The following is a 19,116-nucleotide window of genomic DNA, read 5'->3' as shown; positions in this document are numbered from 1 at the left end:
GAAGGCGGTGCCCGCCCGGGAACCTCCCGGGCGGGCACCGCGCTCAGCCGCGGGGAAGCGCGGTCCCTCACACGCGAGTCCATTTCTGGTTGGCCTGGCCGTTGCAGGTCCACAGGATCAGCGCGGTTCCGTTGGCGGTGCCGGAGCCGTTGGCGTCGAGGCACAGCCCGGCGTGAACGTTGCGGATGGAGCCGTCGGAACCGATGGTCCACCTCTGGTTGTTCTGTCCGTTGCAGGGCCAGGTGATGACCCGGGTGCCGTTGGTGGTGCCCTGGTTGGTGGCGTCCAGGCACTTGTCGCCGAAGACGCGGATCTCGCCGCCCGCCCATGTGGTCCAGAGCTGGTTGGCGGCCGTGTGGCAGTCCCAGAGCAGCACCGTGGCCCCGGCGGCGGTGGAGGCGTTGTCCACGTCCACGCAGCGGCCGGACGCGTTGCCCCGCAGACGCGAGGTGGTGGCGGCCACCGGGCTGCCCCCGCTCACCCGGAACACGGCGACGCCGTGCGCGGGCACGCTCGCCGAGATCTGCCCGGACGTGCTGGACGTAGCACCGGTCCACAGGTCGGTGAGGGTGAACTGGCCGCCGGACAGGCCGACTTGCGCGGCCGTCGTGGCGACCGTCGCGGTGCTGCCGCCGCGGTTGAACAGGCCCACCGCGACCGAACCGTCCGCCAGCGGCTTGGCGAACACCTCGGTGGCGCCGTCGTCGCGCACCCTGCGCCCGCCCGCGCCCAGCGCGTCCTGGTTCACGGCCAGCAGACGCGGGTTGCGCAGGATGGCGCTCACGTCGGCGGACATGGTGCGGATGTCGTTGCCGGCCATGAGCGGCGCGCTCATCAGCGCCCACAGCGCGAAGTGGGAGCGGGACTCGGTCAGCGACAGACCGGGCCGGCCGACGACCAGCATGTCGGGGTCGTTCCAGTGGCCCGGGCCCGCCTGCGCCGCCAGCGGCGCGGTGATGTCCAGGACGTTGCCGACACCCATGGGGTAGCTGTTGGTGTTGCCGTTCTGCCAGATGTCGAGCAGGTCCTCGGTCGTCCGCCACAGGTCGGCGACCTCGCCCCAGTTGTACTTGTCGCCGGTGGGGGCGTGGAAGCTGTTGGGGTTGATGCTGTAGACGATCGGCCGACCGGTGGCGCGCAGGGCGTCGCGCATGAGCGTGAACCGCGCGATCTGCTCGTCGCGTGTGCCGCTGGACGAACACCAGTCGTACTTCAGGTAGTCGACGCCCCACGAGGCGAACGTGGCGGCGTCCTGGGCCTCGTGGCCCTTGCTGCCGGTGGAGCCGGGGTAGGTGCCCACTCCCTGCGCGCATGTGCGCTCGTTGGGCGCCTGGTAGATGCCGAACTTCAGGCCCTTGCTGTGGATGTAGTCCCCGAGCGCCTTCATCCCGCTCGGGAACTTGGTCGGGTTGGCCCGCAGGTTGCCCGCCGCGTCGCGCTGCGGGTCGAACCAGCAGTCGTCGACCACTACGTAGCGGTAGCCGGCGTCCCGCATGCCCGAGGACACCATCGCGTCGGCGGCCTGGCGCACCTGTGCCTCGGTGATCCCGCACCCGAAGCTGTTCCAGCTGTTCCACCCGAGCGGTGGGGTGAGCGCGGGACTGCCCGGCGCGGCCGAGGCGGTGGAGGAGTTGGCCGTCACGGACGCGGTGACGGTCAGTACGGCGGCTGCGAGAAGGCGGAGCAGTCCGCCTGATCGTCGGGGCACCAAGGGCTCCTTTTCGGGGGGCGCCACACGAAAGTCAGGTTCGACATTTCGAATGGCATTCGGAAACTCAAGGTGCCAGGGATAGTAGAGGTGCAATTGAACATGTCAACCCCGTCAACTCGACCAGCCTTTCACCTGCGGCTATACAGGGGCGAGTCCCGAAACTTTCGACGCCAACAACGAATCCTGCGTCGGCTATTGACGAGCCTCTTCGCCTCTCCAATCATCCAGTCTGCCCGGTACATCGATCCATGTTCGACAACCCGAACGCATTGAGCCGCATCGCCGAAGGAGCACGCCGCCCATGGATCTGTCATGCCCTCATCACGATCTCACCCGTCGTCGCGCCCTGGCCGCCGCCACCGGCCTGGCCGCCGCCGCGATCCTGCCGTCGGCCGGCGCCTCCCGAGCGGCCGCCGCGCAGTACACGAACCCGGTGATCTGGCAGGACTTCGCGGACATCGACGTCATCCGCGTCGGCGACACGTACTACGCCTCGGCCTCGACGATGCACTACTCGCCGGGCGCCCCGGTCCTGCGCTCGTACGACCTGGTCAACTGGGAGATCGCCGGTCACTCGGTGCCCGTCCTCGACTTCGGCGCCAAGTACGACCTGAACGGCTCGCGTGGCTATGTCAGAGGGATCTGGGCGTCGTCACTGGCGTACCGTCCGAGCAACCGGACGTTCTACTGGGTGGGACAGATCGACTTCGCCCGGACGTACGTCTACACCGCCCCCGCCGCCGAGGGGCCGTGGAACAGGCTGACGACGATCAGCACGCCGTACTACGACGCGGGACTGCTCGTCGACACCGACGACACCCTGTACGTGGCGTACGGCAACACCACGATCAGCGTGGCCCAGCTCTCCCCCGACGGCCGCAGCCAGGTCCGCACCCAGGAGGTGTTCCGGACACCGTCGAGTGTGGGCACCCTGGAGGGCGCCCGCTTCTACAAGATCAGCGGGCACTACTACATCTTCCTGACCCGCCCCGCCAACGGCCAGTACATCCTGAAGTCCTCGAGCCCCTTCGGCCCGTACACCATGCGACAGGTCCTCCTCGACCTGCGCGGCCCCATCCCCGGCGGCGGCGTCCCGCACCAGGGCGGGCTCGTGCGGACGCAGGGCGGAGCCTGGTACTACCTGGCCTTCGTCGACGCCTACCCCGGCGGCCGGATGCCCGCCCTGGCACCGGTCACCTGGACCCCGGACGGCTGGCCCGTCGTGCAACTCGTCGACGGCGCGTGGGGCACCTCGTATCCCAGCCCGGCCGTGCCCACTCCACCCCGCCAGGTCACTCCCCTGACCGGCGTCGACACCTTCGACGGCACGACCCTCAAACCGCGGTGGGAGTGGAACCACAACCCGGACAACACCAGATGGTCGGTCAACAACGGCCTGACCCTGCGGACCGCGACCGTCACCAACGACCTCTACTGGGCCCGCAACACCCTCACCCACCGCATCCAGGGCCCCACCTCCACCGCCACCGCCCAACTCGACTACTCGGGGATGCGGGACGGCGACCGGGCCGGACTCGCACTGCTGCGTGACTCCTCGGCCTGGATCGGCGTCAAGCGCGACAGCGGAGTGACCCGGGTGGTGATGGTCAACGGGCTGGCCATGGACACCAACTGGAACACCACCGGCATTGGCACCGAGGTCGCGAGCGCGCGCGTCTCCGGCGGCCGCGTCTGGCTGCGCGCGAACGCGGACATCCGCCCCGGCTCGGCCCGCCCGGGAACCTTCTCCTACAGCACGGACGGCACCACCTTCACCCGCCTCGGGCCCGCCTTCTCCATGGGCAACGACTGGCGGTTCTTCATGGGTTACCGATTCGCCCTCTTCAACCACGCCACGCAGGCGCTCGGCGGAGCGGTCCGTGTCGCGCGGTTCGAGCTGTCCACCCCTTGAGCGAAGTAAGGCAGCCCCACCGCCGACCTTCGGACGCACCCCTGCCAGAAAGCCGAGGTACCCGCCATGCGCCGCCGACTGCTCGCCCTGACAGCAGCGCTCTGCTCGCTCCCGCTGGCCCTTGCCGCCGCGCCGTCCGCCCACGCGGCCGACCCGACGACCATGACCAGCGGGTTCTACGTGGACCCCGACTCCAGCGCGAAGCGGTGGGTCGCCGCCAACCCCGGTGACGGCCGGGCGCCCGCGATCAACGGCGCCATCGCCAACACCCCGACGGCCCGCTGGTTCGGGTCCTGGAGCGGCACCATCGGCACCGCCACCGGCGCGTACGTGGGCGCCGCGGACGCCCGGGACAAGCTGCCCATCCTCGTCGCGTACAACATCTACAAGCGCGACTACTGCGGCGGGCACTCCGCCGGCGGAGCCTCCTCGCCGTCCGCCTACCGGGACTGGATCGCCCAGTTCGCGGGCGGGATCGCAAACCGCCCGGCCGTCGTCGTCCTCGAACCGGATTCCCTCGGGGACTACGGCTGCATGACCCAGGCGCAGATCGACGAACGTGAGGCCATGCTCACCGGCGCGCTCACCGAGTTCACCCGCCAGGCCCCGAACACCTGGGTGTACATGGACGCCGGCAACCCGCGCTGGGCCGACGCCGCGACCATGGCCCGGCGTCTCCATGAGGCCGGCCTCCGACAGGCTCACGGCTTCTCGCTCAACGTCTCCAACTACGTCACCACCGCGGAGAACACCGCCTACGGCAATGCCGTCAACAACGAACTCAGGGCCCGCTACGGCTACACCAAGCCATTCGTCGTGGACACCAGCCGCAACGGCAACGGCTCCAACGGCCAGTGGTGCAACCCTTCGGGCCGCCGTATCGGCACCCCCACCCAGTTGGGCGGTGGCGCAGAGATGCTCTTGTGGATCAAGGTCCCGGGCGAGTCCGACGGCAACTGCGGCGTGGGAACCGGCTCCTCTGCCGGGCAGTTCCTCCCTGAGGTCGCCTACAAGATGATCTACGGCTACTGATCCAGGGTCCGAAAAATCTCGCCCGTCTCGCGGCAACCTTGTGAGGCGCCTGTGACGACAAGGAAGCGGATCCGGCCAGTCCCGGTGGCCGGATCCGCGTTCGTCTGAGGAAGCAGCGCAAGGAGAACAACCCCCATGAACAACCCCACGAACGGCGGGCGCCGCGGGCGTCACCGCCGCCGCTGGACCGCTACCGGTCTGCTGCTCGGCGTACCCGCCGTCCTCGTGCCGTATCTCCTGTACGCGCAGGAGGACTCGCAGGCCGCGACGGTCGACGGCGACACCTACTACCGGCTGGTGTCCGTGCGCAGCGGCAAGGTGCTGGACGTCAACGGCCATTCCACCGCCGACGGCACCCGGATCCAGCAGTGGACCGACCAGAACACGGCCAACCAGCAGTGGAGGCTGCGACCCACCGAAGACGGCTACTACGAACTGGTGAGCCGCAACAGCGGCAAAGTGCTGGGCATCGCGGGCAACTCGACCGCTCAGGGGGCCGCCGCCGAGCAGCAGACCAACAGTTCCGCCACCTCCCAGGAATGGCGGATCGACGAGGTGAGCGGCTCCGACGCCGTCACCTTCACCTCCCGCAGGAGCGGCCAGTCCCTGACCGTCTCCGCGAACTCCGCCGCAAAGGGCGCGGCGGTCGTCCAGCAACCGGGCCGGGCCGGCACCAACCAGCAGTGGAAGCTGGTGAAAGCAGCGGCGGCCGGGTCGTATGTGTGGAAGAACGCCCAGGTGGTGGGCGGCGGTTACGTCACCGGCCTGGTGTTCAACCCGCGGGAGAAGGGTCTGCTGTACGCGCGCACCGACATGGGTGGCGCCTACCGGTGGGACACCGCCGCCGAGCGGTGGATCCCGCTGACCGACTGGCTCGGCGAGAAGGACTGGAACCTGCTGGGCATCGACGCGGTGGCCACCGACCCCGTCGACCCCGAGCGGCTGTACCTCGCGGCGGGCACCTACACCAACGAGTGGGCCGGCAACGGCGCGCTGCTGCGCTCCACCGACCGGGGCCGCACCTTCAAGCGCACCGAACTGCCCTTCAAGCTGGGCGCCAACGAGGACGGCCGCGGGGCGGGCGAACGACTGGCGATCAATCCCGCGGACAACACCACCCTGCTCCTGGGCACCCGCAAGAACGGCCTGTGGCGCAGCACCGACCACGCAGTGACATGGCGTCAGGTCTCCTCGTTCCCGGTCAAGGACGGCGCGGGCAGCGGTGCGGGCATCTCCTTCGTGACGTACGGCCCGGCCGGTAGCAAGACGATCTACGTCGGAGTCGCTGACAAGTCCACTCCGCTGTACCGCTCCACCGACGGGGGTGACTCCTGGCAGGCCGTCTCCGGCCAGCCCACCGGCCAGTTGCCGCAGCACGGCGTGCTCTCCGGTGACGGCTCGCTGTACCTGTCGTACACCAACGCCCTCGGGCCCAACGGCGTGACGGGAGGTTCGGTGTGGAAGTACACGCCGGCCAGTGGGGCGTGGAAGGACGTCTCCCCGTCCCAGGGCAACTACGGGTTCTCGGGCCTGGCCGTCGACCCCCGCAGGCCCTCCACAGTGATGGTCACCACCCTCGGCCGCTGGTGGCCCGAGGATGAGATCTACCGGAGCACCGACGGTGGGTCGACGTGGAAGGCCCTGGCTGACAAGACGGTGCGCAGCGCCTCCGCCGCACCTTACGTCGGCACCCACACCGGGCACTGGATGACCGCCCTGGCCATCGACCCCTTCAATTCCGCACACGTGCTGTACGGCACCGGCAACGGCATCTGGCGCAGCAAGGACGCGGCTGCCACCGACAGCGGCGGCACCAGCCACTGGAGCGCGGCGGGGGCCCGAGGTCTTGAGGAGACCGCGCTGATGGACGCGATCGCCCCGCCCGGGGGCGCCACCGTCATCACCGCCATGGGCGACCAGGGCGGCTTCCGCCACGGCTCCCTGACCAAGGTGCCCTCGGGGCGACTGAGGAACCCCATGATGACCAACAGCACTGACATCGACTTCGCCCAGGCCAAGCCCTCGATGATGGTCCGGGTCGGCCGTGGCGGCGAACAGGACGGCGCCTACTCCACCGACGGCGGCAGCAGTTGGACCGGCTTCAAGACGGAGCCGGTGGCCGACGCCCGGGACGGCCGTGTCGCGCTCGCGGCGGACGGCTCCGCCATCGTCTGGACCCAGGCCGGCCAGGCCCCGTACCGCTCGACCGACAAGGGGGCGAGCTGGTCGAAGGTCGCCGGACTCGGCGCCGACGCGGTGGTCGTCGCCGACCGCTCCTCGGCCACCACCTTCTACTCACTGTCCGGCGGCACGCTGTACGCCAGCACCGACGGCGGCGCGACCTTCACCGCCCGCGCCCGCAACCTGCCCGACGGCAGGCTCACAGCCGTCCCCGGCATCGCCGGGGACGTGTGGATCGCCGGAAGCGGCAAGGGGCTGCTGCACTCCACCGACGGCGGCCGCACCTGCACCACGCTCAAGACGGTGCAGTCCGCCTCCGCCCTCGGCTACGGCAAGGCCAAGCCGGGCGCCTCCTACCAGGCCCTGTACCTGATCGGCACGGTCAAGGACGTCACCGGAGTCTTCCGCTCCACCGACAAGGGCGCCACCTGGACCCGCGTCAACGACAAGGCCCACCAGTGGGGAGCCATCGGCGGCGTCGGCGTCATCACCGGCGACCCCGACACCTACGGACGCGTCTACGTCGGCACCAACGGACGCGGCCTCCAGTACGGCGACCCGTCCTGACCCCAACGCACGTGCGGGGCCGCAGTCACACCGGCCTGCGGCCCCGCACGGCTGAGGGACCTCAGCCCCAGGCCGTAATAGGTAGTTGCACGACTCCCAGTGCAGCGAACCGGTCGCCGTCCCCGTGCGCGATCAACGTCGCGTCTCCACGCATCGCACTGAATTCGCTGAGAGTTCGGGGCGACTCGGAAGCCAGGATCTGCCTTGCCCGACAGGCGTGCGCCCCAGTGGGGCGAGCCCGGCCGGGCGATACCGTGCCCTCCTGTGGTCGATCAGGCACGAGCAGGCCTGCTCCCGCGCTCGGACGAGACGCCGGGCCACATCGAGGGCACGTCAAGGCGCGGCGGCTGGGGCAGTGGGTGGACTCCGTGGCCCGTTTGGCCCATCGCGGGCATCCGTGCCGTGATGGATCATCGTTCCGGACAGGAAGGAGACCCGTGATCCAGAACTCGGGCGGGGCTGCTCCAGCGTGGCGCCGCCTGACGCCCGGGCTGGCTGTGCTCCTCGGTTACCGGCGCGCGTGGCTGAAGGGCGACCTGCTGGCCGGGGTGACGGTGACGGCATACCTGGTTCCGCAGGTCATGGCGTATGCGGGCGTGGCCGGGTTGCCACCGGTCGCCGGGCTGTGGGCGATCCTGCCCGCGCTCGTCCTCTACCCCCTGCTCGGCTCATCGCGCCTGCTCTCGGTCGGCCCGGAGTCGACAACCGCACTGATGACGGCGACAGTGGTCGCCCCTCTCGCAGCCGGAAACCCGGCGCGCTACGCCACGCTGGCAGCCGCGCTCGCGATCACGGTCGGGTTGCTGTGCGTAGTGGCGTGGGCGGTCCGGCTGGGCTTCGTCGCAGACCTGTTGTCCCGTCCGGTACTGATCGGTTATCTGGCGGGGGTGGCGCTGATCATGATGGTGGATCAGCTGCCGAAACTCACCGGGGTGGACACCACCGGTTCGTCGTTCTTCGCCCAGCTGTGGTCGTTCGTACGGAACCTGGAAGACGGTCACCTGGCCACCATCATGTTCTCCGCCGCCACGATCGCGTTCCTCTTCGCGATGCCCCGGATCTCCCGCACCTTCCCGGGCCCGCTGCTCGCCGTCGCCCTCGGTACGGCAGCCGTGGCCGTGTTCGACCTCGACAACCGGCACGGCATCCGGACGATCGGCGACGTACCGGCCGGGCTGCCGGACCTCGCCGTGCCGGACCTGACCGAGGTTTCGCACCTGCTGCTGCCCGCCGTGGGCGTCCTCCTCGTCGGTTACACCGACTTCATCCTCACGGCGCGGGCCTTCGACGACCGCGCCGCCGCCGGACCCGGGCTCGATGCGAACCAGGAGTTCCTGGCCCTGGGCGCCGCCAACCTGGGTTCGGGCGTACTGCACGGCTTCCCTGTCAGCAGCAGCGCGAGCCGCACCGCGCTTGCCTCCTCGGCCGGCGCCCGCAGTCCCGCGTACACCCTGGTCGCGGGTGCCGGGGTCCTTGCCGTTCTGCTCTTTCTCAGCTCGCTGCTGAGCAGCACCCCGTCCGCGGTGCTGGGCGCGCTCGTCGTGTACGCCGCGGTCCGCATGATCGACCTGGCGGGCTTCCGCCGACTGGCGTCGTTCCGCCGCAGGGAGCTGTTCCTGGCCTTCGCCTGCCTGGCCGGGGTACTGGCCCTTGACATCCTGTACGGCGTGCTGGTGGCCGTCGGTCTGTCCGTGGCGGAGTTGCTGACCCGGGTGGCCCGCCCGCACGATGCCGTCGAGGGCTTGGTCCCCGGGGTGGCGGGCATGCACGACGTCGACGACTACCCTCACGCCCGTACGATCCCCGGTCTGCTGGTCTACCGCTACGACTCCCCGCTGTTCTTCGCCAATGCCGAGGACTTCCGGCGCAGGGCCCTGGCCGCCGTCGACGAACAGGCCGACCCGGTGCGGTGGTTCGTCCTCAACACCGAGGCCAACGTGGAGGTCGACATCACGGCCCTGGACGCCGTCGACGAACTCCGTCGCGAACTGAACCGACGGGACATCGTCTTCGCCCTCGCCCGCGTGAAGCAGGATCTGAGGGACGAGTTGGAGGCCTACGGTCTTGTGGAGTCGGTCGGCCGCGACCTGATCTTTCCCACGCTGCCCACCGCCGTGGCCGCGTACGGGAAGTGGTGCCGCGACCACTGAGCCAGGACCGAACGAACCACCCGAATTCTTGGTTCCGGCCATCGGTGGGCCCTGCGACGTCGTGGCTCCTGCCGCCAGTGTGGGCGCTGATCCTGGTGGGTGGAACGCTCGCCGGGGGGATGAGCGCCCGTGCCGCCGAGGAGGACTTCGTCCATCAGCGGGCCGAGCTGGCCGTCGTCCGGGCTGTACTCGTCGCGATGTCCCGCGCACCGCTTCCACGGACTCGGGCGGAGGCAGCGGCAAGGCTCTGGCGCAGGCGCGCTGGACAGCGCACCTGCGCCACCCGCACCGACAGAACACTCGTGGACGCCGGCAGCAGGCGGGCACGAAGAGCACGGTCTGGACCGACCACGGGCACCCCAGCACGAAACCATCCAGTCCCACCGAGGCAGCCGTCGAGGCCGGCGTCCTCGGAGCCGCAGCCGCCCTCGCCCTCGCCCCGGCAGCGCCGTCTTCGCCGTCGGCCGCAGCGCACGATGGTGGCTGCGAGTGCACCGACGGGGCGGATCGAACAGTGGGGCAGGGATGGGACCTGGTGAGCCCGCAGTGGGGGCAAACGACCCGCTGATCCAGCCCCGTCCAGGCGGACCCTCTCTGCGCTTTCAAGTCCACACCGGTCCGCATATCTCTGGCTTCTCCGCGCCATGCTCAGGCGGTCAGCCCCGCGCGTCCACCTTGCGGAGAGCCGAGCGGCCGGCACGCAGTGCCAGTTCGGTGAGGAGGACCGTGGATGCGGTACCCAGGCACGCGGCCCACTGCGCCGCGGTCAGCGGCACGGTGCCGAAGACCGTGCGCGCCCACGGCAGTTGAACAGCAAGAGCCTGCACGACGAGGACACCGCCCAGGCACAGCCACAAGGTGCGGTTGCGGAACTGGTGGCGGCCCAGCAAAGGGCCATCGTCCGCGCGTGCGCTCAGGGCGTTGAACAGCTGGAACAGGACGAACGTGGTGAACGCCATCGTCAGGGCGGTGTCCGGGTCGACATACGAGCGGGCGAGGGCGAAGAGGATCACGGTGCCCAGGGCCATGACCGCGCCGGCCCTGCCGATCCCGACCATGCGGCGCGCGTCCAGGATCCGCTCCCCCGGGTCGCGCGGCGGATGGCGCATCACGTCGTCGCGGGCGGGGTCGACGGCCAGGGCCATCGCGGGCGGCCCATCCATGATGATGTTGATCCACAGGAGTTGGGCCGCCGTGAGCGGGGAGGGCAGTCCGGCCAGGGATGCGCCCAGCAAGGTCAGGATGGCGCCGATGTTGGTTGCCACCTGGAACCGGACGAACTTGACGAGATTGTCGTAGATGGCCCGCCCTTCGCGCACGGCTCGCACGATCGTGGAGAAGTCGTCGTCGGTCAGGACCATGTCGGCGGCTTCCTTGGCCACATCCGTACCTGTGTTGCCCATGGCTACGCCGATGTGAGCGGCCCGCAGCGCTGCGGCGTCGTTGACGCCGTCACCGGTCATGGCGACGATGTGACCCCGGCTCGACAGGGCCCGTACGATCGCGACCTTGTGCTCGGGGGCGACACGGGCGAACACGCCGACCTCGTCGACGCGCGCGCCGAGTTCGTCCTCGGTCATCCGGTCCAGCTCGGCGCCGGTCACGACGTCCCCGGAGATGTCCAGCTCCCGCGCGATGGCCGCCGCGGTGTCGGCGTGGTCACCTGTGATCATCTTGACGGCGACTCCCGCCGTACGGCACAGCGCCACAGCATCCCGTGCCTGCGGTCGGGGTGGATCGGCGATCCCCGCGATCGATACCAGCGTCAGGCCGGGCAGGACGGGCCGAGCCTGTCCGGCTGGCGCTCCGTCCACGACCGCGGTGGCCGCGCCCAGGACCCGCAGTCCGGCGCCGGCCAGTTTCGAGGTCACGGCGAGGATGTCAGCGCGAAGCTCGTCGTCGAAGGTCTGTACCCCGTCCTCGGCGCGGACATCGGCGCACAGGTCCAGCAGGACGTCGACAGCGCCCTTGACGTGGATGCGGGTGTGGCCGCCGGGTTCGGTGTGGAAGGTGGCCATGTACTTGGTGGCCGCGTCGAAGGGCAGCTCGCCCACGCGCGGGAGCTCAGCGCGCAGCCCGTCGGCGTCCATGCCGACCTTCGCTGCGAGGACCACCAGAGCGGCCTCCGTCGGATCACCGACGAAGCCCTCGTCGGTCAGGCGCGCGTCGTTGCACAGGGCGAACGGCAGCACCGCCTCCAGCAGGCCGTCGGCGGCCTCCGTTGTCCCGGCCCGGCACACGGCGCCCGCCGTCCCGTACCCCTCGCCCGTGACGTCGTAGAACCTCCCGCGGGTCCACAGTGCTCGCGCGGTCATCTCATTGAGTGTCAGGGTGCCGGTCTTGTCGCTGCACACGACCGTCGCCGAGCCGAGTGACTCCACCGAGGCGAGACGTTTGACGATGGCGCCGCGCCGAGCCATCCGATACACCCCGAGCGCCAGGGTCAGTGCCAGCACGGCGGGCAGTCCTTCGGGGATCGCGGCGACGGCCAGGGCCACGGCCCGCAACGCTATGTCCGTCAGCCCCTCGCCGCGAAGCAGCGCAGTCAGGGCGTAGGCGGCGACCGCGACACCGCTCAGCAGCGCGAGCCGGCGGCCGAGACTGTCCAACTGCACCTGGAGAGGACTGGGCGGCTCCGTGCCGGTGCGCAACGCCTCGGCGATCGCCCCGAGTTCGGTGCGCATCCCGGTGGCCGTGACGACCATCTCGGCACGCCCCCTGGTCACGGCGGTGTTCATGAACAGCATGCTGCTGCGCTCGGCGAGCGGCATCTCGGCCGTTCCAGCGGGGTCAACCGGTGCCACGTCCTTGGCGACGGGCTGGGACTCGCCGGTCAGAGCCGCCTCGGCCACCTCGAGCGATTCCGCGACGGTCAGGCGCCCGTCTGCCGGTACGCGGTCTCCCGCCTCCAGCAAGACCACGTCCCCGGGAACCAGGGTGTGCGCCTCCACCATCTGTTCCTGCCCGCCGCGTCGGACCCTGGCAGTGGGCACCAGCAGTCGGCGCAGCGCCTCCAGGCTGCGCTCGGCGCGTCGCTCCTGCAGGTAGCCCAGGACGGCATTGATCTGCAGAACGACCGTGATCACCACCGCGTCCTTCATGTCACCGATGGCGCCGGCCACCACGGCCGCGACGAGCAGGATGCCGATGAGCCAGTTGCGGAACTGATCCAGGAACTTCAGCCATTCCGGGCGCCGGGCCGGTTCGGCGAGCTGGTTCGGCCCCCAGGCGGACGCCCGCGCCACGGCCTCCTCGGTGCTCAGGCCGACACCTGGCGCGACCCCGAGTCGGGCCGTCACCTGTGTGGCATGCAGTCGAAAGGCCTCCGGTACGCCAGCGGAGGGCTCGGAAGCGGGACCTGCCGGTGCGGTGTCAGCTGTCGCCTGTGCGTCCATGCTCACTCCCCGTGACCCGATTCGGTGGGCCGTTCGTGGTGCCACCCGACGCGGTTCCGCAGGCAGCCGCACTTCAGCGGGCGACGGTGCCATGACTGTCGGCCCCCGACTCCCTGCTTCAGCCCCCACTGTCCCGACCCCGAGGCCCTCCACACAGGGCCGGACGGTCCACGACAGCGCGCCGCCCGGCCCTCGCTCCGCACGTGCTCCGGGATGGCCGTGCAAGGGATACGACCGCGGCAGGGAATGAGGAGTGCCCACGCGACGTCGCGGACAGGCGTGTGCCGGTCGTCCCGCACGACCGTTGTCATCGGGGTCATGGTCGGGGGGCGACCGGTTCCGGGTGGGACTCGTCGTCCAGGAAGCCCAAACCCCTCGTGTGCGGCGAACAGCCGGTCGCCTTCTACCTGACCCGGATGGGGGACGGACGAAGAGGCCGAGCGGCTCCTTCACCAGGGCCACTTGGGCCCTGCCGCGAGGTCACCGCCGGACGGCGCTCGCGCCGCCCGAGGGGCCGCTCGGCCCTGCCGGTGGCGCCCCGGAGATCGGGACACTGGCCGTGAGGCCGTATGGAGCAGGACGGGCAGCGGCGGCGCGCCGTTGCTCCAGTGCCTGGCGGCGCCTGCCGAATATCTCTGCACAACGGCGCCGCGTGTGCGGGCCGTACCGGTATCGGATTCATGGCTGACGGAGTGATCCCAATGGACGTCGAAGAGGTGCTGCTGCCCGGGGTGGGGATGCGGTACGAGTTCGTCAACCACGAAGGCGACAGGGTCGGGGTCGTCGCCCAGCGGTCGGGCGACTTCGAGCTGGTGCTGTATCCCGGTGACGACCCCGACGAAGCCCGCCCGGTGCTCCGGCTCACCAGCGAGGAGGCCGACACCCTCGCCGAGATCCTCGGCGCGCCGCGCATCGCCGAGCGGTTCGCCGACCTGACCCGCGAGGTCCCGGGACTTGGCGCCGAGCAGATCGAGGTGCGCCGGGGCAGCCCGTACGCCGGCCGTGCGCTGGGAGACACCCGGGCCCGCACGCGCACCGGCGCCTCGATCGTGGCCGTCGTCCGCGGCGAGGACGTGATCGCCTCACCGGGGCCGGACCAGGACCTGCGGGCGGGAGACGTACTGGTGGTCATCGGCACCCGCGAGGGCATCGCCGGAGTCCAGCGCATCGTCCAGGGCTGACAGCCATGCACACCCCCGTCGCCCTGCTGCTGGAGCTCGGGGTCATCCTGACCGCGCTGAGCGTGCTCGGCGCCGCCGCACGGCGCTTCGGTCTCTCACCCGTGCCGCTGTACCTGGTGGCCGGACTGGCACTGGGCGACGGCGGCCTCGCCCCGGTTCCGGCGGCCCGGGAGTTCGTCAACACCGGCGCCTCGATCGGTGTGATCCTGCTGTTGCTGGTCCTCGGCCTGGACTTCACCGTCCGGGAGTTCACCGCCAGCCTCCACCGCCACCGGTCGTCAGCCGCCGTCGACCTCGGTCTCAACGCCGCCCCCGGCGCCGTGGCGGGATGGCTGCTCGGCCTGAACGCCTCAGGGATTCTCGCCCTCGCCGGCGCGACCTACGTCTCCTCTTCCGGCATCGTCGCCCGCCTACTGGCGGACCTGCGCCGACTGGGCAACCGAGAGACCCCGGCGGTGCTGTCCGTACTGGTGGTGGAGGACTTCGCCATGGCCGCCTACCTGCCCCTGCTCGCCGTCGTCACCTCCGGCGGCACCTGGTGGCAGGCGCTGCTCGCCGTCCTGGTCGCCACGGGCGCGGTCGTCATGGCGATCGCCGCGTCCGGCCGCTGGGCGCATCACGTCGGCCGGATTCTGTCTCATCCCGACAAGGAGCAGGTGCTGCTCCGGGTCCTGGGTATCACCCTCATCGTCGCCGCGCTGGCGGAGGCCATCCACGTCTCCGCCGCGGTCGGGGCCTTCCTGATCGGGCTCGCGCTGACCGGCACCGCCGCCGACCGGGCCCGGGCCGTGCTCAGCCCGCTGCGCGATCTGTTCGCCGCGGTCTTCTTCCTGGCTCTCGGCCTGTCCGTCGACCCCGGGGACCTGGTGCCGATGCTGCCCGCCGCGGCGGCGCTGGCCGTGGTCGGCGTGGCCACGAAGCTGGCCGCCGGCTGGTACGCCGCCGGCCGCGACGGCGCGGGCCCCCGCGGACGGCTGCGGGCCGGGACCGTGCTCATCGCCCGCGGCGAGTTCTCCGTCGTGATCATCGGCCTGGCCGGCCCAGCCCAGGACCGCCTCGGCGCCCTGGTCACCACCTACGTGATGCTCCTCGCTGTCTGCGGGCCACTCCTCACCCGCTTCGTCCCCACCCGCCCTGCCGCCCCACGGCCTGCCTCGGTCACCGGGCCCGGCGACCGGCAGCTCCCCTAGTGACGCTGGTCCGCTCCCCGCACCACCGCGACCGGGCAGTGCGCGTGGTGCAGAAGAGCCTGGCTGACCGACCCCAGGAGCAGCCCGGTGAAACCACCGCGACCCCGCGCACCGACCACCAGCAGCTGAGCGGAGCGGCTCGCCTGGATCAACGCCTCACGGGTGCTGCCATGCACCACCCTGTGTTCGACCACCACGCCGGGGTAGCGCTCCTTGCGTCCGGCGAGCGCCTCGGACAACAGCCGCTCCTCCTCCTCGGCCAGCGCTCCGGGCGGGTTCACGAACGGCTGTGACGGGTCCTGCGGGGCGGGCATCGGCGCGTTCCAGGTGGTCCAGGCGTGCAGCGCCACCAACGGGGCGTCCCGCAGGGCAGCTTCGGCGAAGGCGAAATCCACGGCCTTCTCCCCCGCGGCCGAGCCGTCGACCCCCAGCACGACCGGACCGTCTGCGTGCCGCCGTTCGTGCACCACCAGAACGGGACACCGGCCGTGTGCCGCCAGATGCACCGCGGTGGATCCCACCAGCAGCCCCACGAACCCACCCATGCCCCGGGATCCGACGACCACCAGCTCCGCGGCACGCGATTGCGCCTCCAGAACCGTCAACGGCTCGCCGGTCAATACGACATGACTGACATCGACCTCTGGCGCCGCCTTCCCCGCCCGCTCGACCGCTTCGGCCACCAGGCGATCGACCATGTTCTGCAGCCCGCCTTCCAAAGGCCCCAGCGACGACGGCCCCAAGGGCACATGCATGGCGGGCCAGACAAACGCATGCACCACCCGCAGCCCCGCCCCGCGCAACCGCGCCTCGCGAGCGGCGACCTCCACCGCGGCAAGGCTCGACGCCGAGCCGTCCACGCCCACGACCACCAGACCACCCATCACGCCTCCCTCATTCACGATCCGTTGACTCTCACTTCCATGCTCACCTGGGCCACGCTCCGCTGGCTTTGGGCCGAGTGGCCACTACGAATGGCCGACCGGCACATCCCAGGCCCCTGGCAGAACCGACGATCCGGGGCACGGGAGCCGGTCGGAGCAGCCAGCGGTGGCGGCTGACCAACGGCAGCCGAGCCCACGCCGTGCCCAGATCCCAGGTCGCGCCGACGCCGGCGGCGCAGAGGGCGACGGCGTACATGAGGTGGTAGTCGGCGAACGGGTTGGTGGTCATGCTCGCCGAGCCGTCGGAGAGGTCCTTGGCCGGCGGCCACTCCGCGATCCACATGGCGGTGCCGGCGACCGCGACGAGCGGAAGGCAGACTCCGGCGGTCAAGGAAGACGTGCCGCGACCCTACGCCGCCCGGGCATCAGCCATGTCGGCTACGGCCCGCTGACCCCGCCGTCCAGCAGATCGTGCGGCGGACGGCGCGGAGTGGCAGGGCCCTCCGGGCCGTAACCGAGGCGGATCAGCATCTGGGCGTGACCAGCGTGTTCGAGAACGGAATCCAGAGAACGGCGCAGGTCGGGCCATTCCATCGGCTGGTGCAGGAGGGAGGCCCGCACCCCGTGGACCGTGGCCACGAGCAGAGCGTGTTCCAGCGCCTGGCCGGCGCGCAGCCAGTCCGCACGCCGATCGTGATCCGTCGTCAGCAGAGCGACGACAGGGGTGGTCTCGAACAGCTGGGAGCGGAGCCGCTCGGGGTGCCGCTGAGCGGTGAAATCGCGCATGGGGAGTTGTTCGTGAGCGTCCTGAGGACCGAGTGCCGTCTGCGGGAGGCCGAGGTCGGTGGGCTCGTCCGGATCCCGGTGGACCCAGCGGCGGCTCTCCGCTCCGCGGTCGGGATCGTTCCTGTTGCGCTGCTCGGCCTCCGTGGTCAGGCACAGCAGCCGTGCCGTCCCGGCGGGTCCGGGGAGGGTGAGCGCGGCGCCCTCCACACGCACGGCCTCGGTGAGTTCGGCGCGTACGTGCGGGGGCAACGGCTTGCCGGAGAAGGGGAACCGGCTGCTGTGCCGCCGCCAGATCGCCGCGTAGAGGTCGGCGCGACGGCCCGTGCGGCCAGGAGTCGTGGGACTCGTCGGGCGAACCGTGGCGAGCAGGCCGGGGTTGTCGGGATTGGGCAGCAGGCGTGTGACCGGCAGCCAGCCGAAGTGGGCCATGGCGACACGCAGGTTGAAGACCGCGGCCCCGACGGACAGGTGCAGGGCTCGACCCGTCGGGTCCGTGTGCCGTAGGCCCCGTTCCGGAGCGGCGCGCACTTCCAGTGCGACCGTTTCGGGGTCCAGGCGGTAGCGCCATGGCTGGGTGTTGAAGATCGAGGGTGCGGCGACGGCGGCGGCGAGGCAATTCTCCACAGTCGCGGCATCGAGCTGCCTGATGGGCATGGCGCCCTCCTCACGAGACCGGCGTCTGTTGCTGTCCTCCGAGTGTCAGAGGCCGACGGGAAAGTCGTGAGGGGCCGACAGTCCTTGCCCCGGGGTCTGGTCGGGCCACACGTCGTCACCGGCTCTCGCGGGCAGGGCTGAACGGCCCACTGCCGTACGTGAATGGGTTTGTTCGGCCTCACGATGCCGTCTGAGCGCCCTCTGCCGGCCCCCGCTCAGGGTGTCACCTTGCCGGCGGCACGACGAGGAGGTGCGGACCGATGCCCTGCGGCGCGCATGCAGCACGAAGAGTCACATCAGGCAGGCATTGTGGCGGTGGCGGATCAAGTGCCGTGGGTCCGGACCGGCATCCACGGCGATCTCCTACCCGGCCGCTGACGGCTGCCCAGGCCGTTACGCGGGCGGGATCATCGGCTCGGGTGCATCGCTCGCTTTCGCCGGCCCGACGTTCGACGCCGCTGCCGTCGCACGAGGGTGGCTCGTCCGACGACGCGTCGAGGCAGACCAGCGCAGCGGACGATACGAGCGCGGAAGACGACCCGGCGACGGCGCCCCCGCGGTGATGCACAGCGGACCGGGACACGGCCGGTGGGCGGGACGGATGTCCTCGACGAGAGGGCCGCATTCTGCGCCGTGCAGGCCGGTAGGCCCTCCCGGGAGGTCGCTGCGGCACGGAGCCTGGACCGTAGGCCCAGACCCTGGCACGCGACGAGAACTGGAGCGGCTCCATGTACGCCAACGACGGTTTTCGCGAACTCGACCGGCAGGAGTGCCTGCGGCTGCTTGCCACGGCCCCCCTCGGCCGGATCGTCCACACGCGCCAGGCCCTGCCCGCGGTCCTGCCGGTGAACTTCACCTTGGCCACGGAGTCCCGGGGAGCGGCGGTGCTGATCCGTACCTCGGCGGCATCCGAGCTCGCCTTGGCCGTCGACGGCGCGGTGGTCGCCTTCGAGACGGACGAGGTGGACGCCGCCGTCCACTCGGGTTGGAGCGTCGTCGTCACCGGCCGGGCCCGGCTGGTGACCGACCCTGAGGAACGTGCGCGGCTGGAGCGGACCGGGCCTCGTTCCTGGGCACCGTCACCGGACGACGTGCTCATCCGCATCGAGGCGGAACTGATCACCGGGCGCGAGCTGGTCGCAGGCCGCAGCCTTTACGGCGTTGAACTGTTCGCCTGAGGTGAGGCGCTCGTACTCAGCTGTCGTTCCACGCCCCCGAGCGGCCGGCCCGTCCCGTGCGTGGAGGCTGCCCAAGCTGCACCAGGACGAGCACGAGCAGATCCCCGGGTGCTGCCAGGGCCGACCGGTCCGCGCAAGGGGCCGGTCGGCCCGTGCACGGCCAGGCGCCGGCGGATGACGCTGGAGTGAGGGGAGCAAGACTTGACTTCCTCCCCCTCCTGAAGGAGGGGGATTCCTACGGCTCGCGCTGTAGGGGTTTCTGCTTCGTTGCCGACTGCCCGCCCGGAGTGCTCCG

The 19,116-nt window shown here is 70.7% G+C and carries 11 protein-coding genes and 1 pseudogene; 7 read left to right on the top strand and 5 right to left on the bottom strand.

All coding sequences use genetic code 11. The annotated features are described in order from the left end of the window. Positions 1-67 precede the first annotated feature (67 nt). Positions 68-1,708: a glycoside hydrolase family 27 protein gene (locus ACWDRW_RS24600; RefSeq protein WP_451726192.1), complete on the bottom strand. Its 1,641-nt coding sequence runs from the start codon at positions 1,706-1,708 to the stop codon at positions 68-70. Between the two features lie 304 nt (positions 1,709-2,012). Between ACWDRW_RS24600 and ACWDRW_RS24595 the strand changes: the two genes are divergently transcribed. The 4 genes from ACWDRW_RS24595 (at position 2,013) to ACWDRW_RS24580 (ending at position 9,553) form a co-directional block, all read left to right on the top strand. Beyond that, a complete protein-coding gene (locus ACWDRW_RS24595; protein WP_451726191.1) occupies positions 2,013-3,623 on the top strand; it encodes a glycoside hydrolase family 43 protein in 1,611 nt (536 codons plus the stop codon). Positions 3,624-3,689: 66 nt separating this feature from the next. Further along, the gene (locus ACWDRW_RS24590; protein ID WP_451726190.1) at positions 3,690-4,655 is read left to right on the top strand and encodes a glycoside hydrolase family 6 protein; all 966 of its coding nucleotides are present in this window, start codon (positions 3,690-3,692) and stop codon (positions 4,653-4,655) included. Positions 4,656-4,790: 135 nt separating this feature from the next. After that, positions 4,791-7,403, top strand: coding sequence for an RICIN domain-containing protein (locus ACWDRW_RS24585; RefSeq protein ID WP_451726189.1), 2,613 nt, complete (start codon positions 4,791-4,793; stop codon positions 7,401-7,403). 437 nt (positions 7,404-7,840) lie between these two features. Next, positions 7,841-9,553, top strand: coding sequence for a SulP family inorganic anion transporter (locus ACWDRW_RS24580; RefSeq protein ID WP_451726188.1), 1,713 nt, complete (start codon positions 7,841-7,843; stop codon positions 9,551-9,553). A gap of 656 nt (positions 9,554-10,209) precedes the next feature. On the opposite strand, the gene ACWDRW_RS24575 is transcribed toward ACWDRW_RS24580, so the two are convergent. Continuing rightward, the gene (locus ACWDRW_RS24575) at positions 10,210-12,852 is read right to left on the bottom strand and encodes a cation-translocating P-type ATPase (protein WP_451726187.1); all 2,643 of its coding nucleotides are present in this window, start codon (positions 12,850-12,852) and stop codon (positions 10,210-10,212) included. Between the two features lie 797 nt (positions 12,853-13,649). Between ACWDRW_RS24575 and ACWDRW_RS24570 the strand changes: the two genes are divergently transcribed. Together ACWDRW_RS24570 and ACWDRW_RS24565 are read left to right on the top strand one after the other, a co-directional pair. Continuing rightward, entirely contained in the window at positions 13,650-14,129 is a 480-nt protein-coding gene (locus ACWDRW_RS24570) for a cation:proton antiporter regulatory subunit (protein WP_451726186.1), read from the top strand. Between the two features lie 5 nt (positions 14,130-14,134). Further along, positions 14,135-15,319 carry a cation:proton antiporter gene (locus tag ACWDRW_RS24565; RefSeq protein ID WP_451726185.1) on the top strand — a complete coding sequence of 395 codons (1,185 nt, stop codon included), beginning with the start codon at positions 14,135-14,137 and terminating at the stop codon, positions 15,317-15,319. On the opposite strand, the gene ACWDRW_RS24560 is transcribed toward ACWDRW_RS24565, so the two are convergent. The 3 genes and pseudogenes from ACWDRW_RS24560 to ACWDRW_RS24550 form a co-directional block, all read right to left on the bottom strand. After that, positions 15,316-16,203 (bottom strand): universal stress protein, encoded by an 888-nt coding sequence (locus ACWDRW_RS24560; protein ID WP_451726184.1) that lies wholly within the window; start codon positions 16,201-16,203, stop codon positions 15,316-15,318. The genes ACWDRW_RS24565 and ACWDRW_RS24560 overlap by 4 nt on opposite strands. A gap of 157 nt (positions 16,204-16,360) precedes the next feature. Beyond that, positions 16,361-16,597: pseudogene (locus ACWDRW_RS24555) on the bottom strand (hypothetical protein); the annotation flags it as partial. Positions 16,598-16,641: 44 nt separating this feature from the next. Continuing rightward, positions 16,642-17,643 carry an Acg family FMN-binding oxidoreductase gene (locus ACWDRW_RS24550; RefSeq protein WP_451726183.1) on the bottom strand — a complete coding sequence of 334 codons (1,002 nt, stop codon included), beginning with the start codon at positions 17,641-17,643 and terminating at the stop codon, positions 16,642-16,644. 728 nt (positions 17,644-18,371) lie between these two features. Between ACWDRW_RS24550 and ACWDRW_RS24545 the strand changes: the two genes are divergently transcribed. After that, complete coding sequence (locus ACWDRW_RS24545; RefSeq protein ID WP_451726182.1) at positions 18,372-18,821, top strand: pyridoxamine 5'-phosphate oxidase family protein; 450 nt, start codon at positions 18,372-18,374, stop codon at positions 18,819-18,821. Positions 18,822-19,116 lie beyond the last annotated feature (295 nt).

Source organism: Streptomyces sp. NPDC003635 (genome assembly GCF_053587635.1).
The sequence above is the reverse complement of the archived record's forward strand: the minus strand, read 5'-3'. Positions and strand labels throughout refer to the sequence as shown.